1 protein-coding gene and 1 pseudogene are annotated in these 2,654 nt (G+C 74.7%); one reads left to right on the forward strand and one right to left on the reverse strand.

The window, feature by feature from the left end:
- On the forward strand, positions 1–824 hold an 824-nt coding region (locus HY68_RS44940), incomplete at its 5' end, for an NPCBM/NEW2 domain-containing protein (protein ID WP_041986779.1).
- Here the strand turns inward: HY68_RS44940 and HY68_RS09215 are convergent.
- A pseudogene (locus HY68_RS09215) lies at positions 811–2,654 on the reverse strand (AfsR/SARP family transcriptional regulator); the annotation flags it as partial. The gene HY68_RS44940 and the pseudogene HY68_RS09215 sit on opposite strands and share 14 nt — an antisense overlap.

A 2,654-nucleotide genomic window follows, 5' to 3' on the forward strand; every position in this document is an offset into this window, starting at 1 on the left:
CGGCCGAAGGGGTCGGCGCCCCGGTGAAGGTGGGCATCGCGGGCCTGGTGGTGGTCGCAGCCGCCGGTGTCGTGTGGGCGCTGACCGCCGGTGGCGGCGAGCACGCGCCGGACCGGCCCGACGCGAAGCCGCCGGTCGCCCAGCAGGTCGTACCGCAGCTCCCGCCGAAGCCCGATCCGCCCAGGAGCAAGCCCCCTGCGGCGCCCGAGCCGGCGGCCAAGCCCCCCGCTCCTGAGCCGTCCGCCAAGCCCAAGCCGAAACCGAAGCCGCCGCCGAAGAAAGCGCCGCCGCCCGCGCCGAAGCCGTCGGTGCGTACGACACCGCCCGTGCCCGACGCCCCGGCCCCGCCCGCGCCGAAGCCGCCGGCACCGAAGCCGCCGCCGCCCGCACCCGCCGACTTCCAGGTGAACCAGCTCTCGTACGGCGTCATCGGGGACGGCACGAAGCCCGAAGTCCGGCTGGGCAGCAGCGGCTGGCTCTGGCAGCGTACGAATGTGTCCGTGGGCGGTGTCCACTACGCGCACGGCGTGAGCATGCACGCCGGCACGTCGGTCACGATCGACCTCAACCGCAGCTGTTCGTCGTACGAGGCGATGGTCGGGGTGGACGACATGACGCTGGGCCTCGGCTCCGTACGGTTCGCCGTCTACGGCGACGGGGGCCGGCTGTGGCGCTCCCCCGTGATGCGCGGCGGCCAGCGGGCCGCGCCCGTGTCCGTGGGGATCGCCGGGCAGAAGTCGATCCGGCTGGTCGTCGAGCCGGACTCGCCGTTCAGCTCGGTGGCCGTCGCGGACTGGGCCGAGTCACGGATCAGCTGCCGCTGACCGACGCACCGGAGGAACGGTCGGCGGGCGCTTCGAGCAGCTCCGCGATCTGCTCGAAGGTGAGTCCGCTGCCCGCCGCGCGCTCCGCGGCGAACCGGGCGGGGCCGAGTTCCGCGCGTGCCTCGGCCTCGACCTGCTCGGCCGCTCTCTTTTCCGGTGCGGAGCGGGGCACGTCGCCGGCCTGCGCCTCGACGGCGGCCAGCACCCGCACGGCGTCGGCCGACCGGCCGGCGAGCAGCAGCACGGGCGCGGACATCTCGGCCCAAGAGCCGACGATGCCGGTCGCGAGGCCGCTTCCCATCGCCCGCCGCAGCACCGCCGCCAGCGATCTGACGGCGGCGGCGGGTCCCGCCGCCTCATGGGCCGAGATCCGGGCCTGCACGCCGTCGAGCACGAGCTGGAACTGCGGCGGCGGTGTGCCGCGCTCCGCCGCCCGGTACGCGCCGTCCAGCGCCTCCCTGGCGCGTGCGTACTCGCTCCCGTCCAGGGCGATCACGGCGCGCATGACGAGGACGAAGGCGCGCGTGTCCTGGACGTCGTGCCGCTCCGCCTCCGCCCATGCCTCGTCGAGGCCCCGCGCGGCGGTGGCCGTGTCCCCGGCGCGGAAGGCGAGTTCGGCCAGCCGCGCCAGCAGGAACGGCGCTTCGGCGTGCGCGCCGACCTCACGGGCGAAGCGCAGGGCCTGCCGGTAGGACTCCTCGGCCGCGTCGTACTGGCCGCGCGCCATCGCCGCCTCGGCGACGGCGCTCGCCACCTGCGCCCGTACCCAGCGGTCGCCGACCCGGCCGGTGAGCTGGTGCAGCTCGGCAAGGCCCTCGTCCACGTCCGCCATGCCGCCCGGCGCGTCGACCAGGACGTGCGTACGGCCCATCAGCAGGACGGCGACCTCCCAGTCGCCCCCGTACACCCGGCAGTTGGCGAGGGACGCGTCCATCTGGGTCCGCATGTCCATGGTTTCGTCGTGGAAGTGGCCGACTATCCCCCAGAGCAGGCCGGGGAACCGGGCGCCCTGCGGACCCGGCTTGCTGAACGCTTCGGTGACGCGGCGGACGTGCCCGTCGAAGGACGGGTCGGCGCGCACCTTGTCCGTCCCGTCGCTCTCCACCACGAGGAGGAGCCGCATCATCAGCAGATGCATCCGGGGCCAGTAACGGGGGTCGTCGGGGTCCGTCGTGTCGGGTCCCAGCTTCAGGGCGCGCTCCACCCAGGCAAGGCCCTCGGGGCGGTAGTTGCGCAGCCACCAGAACCAGCCGACGGCGAAGATGATGCGCAGCGCGGTGTCCTCGTCGCCGGTGACGGTGACCGTGCGGTGCAGGGCGGCGCGGATGTTGTCGAGGTCCGCCTCCAGCCGCCGTATCCAGGGCAGTTGCTCCCCGGACCGCAGCAGGGGCTCGGCCTCTTCGGCGAGTCCGGTGAAGTAGGCGGTGTGCAGGCGCTCGGCGGCGGCGCGTACGGCGGGGGTCTCGGCCGCGCGCTCCACGGCGTACTCGTGGATGGTCTCCAGGAGGCGGTAGCGCATCTCGCCGCCGGGGCCGCCGGCCGGGGCGTCGACGGGGGCGGCGACGACGAGGGACTTGTCGACGAGGGCGCCGAGCAGGCCCGGCACGTCGACGGTGGATGCGGCGGTGACGCTCCCGGGGGCTGCTGCGACAGCTGCTGATACGGCTCCTGGGGCGGCTTCCGCGTCGGCGGATCCGCACACGCTCTCCGCCGCGGTCAGGTCCCAGCCGCCCGCGAAGACGGAGACCTGGCGCAGCACCGTACGCTCCCGCTCGTCCAGCAGGTCCCAGGACCAGTCGACGACGGCCCGCAGGGTCTGCTGGCGCGGGA

The sequence above is a fragment of the Streptomyces sp. AcH 505 genome (assembly GCF_000818175.1).
Lineage (GTDB): Bacteria > Actinomycetota > Actinomycetes > Streptomycetales > Streptomycetaceae > Streptomyces.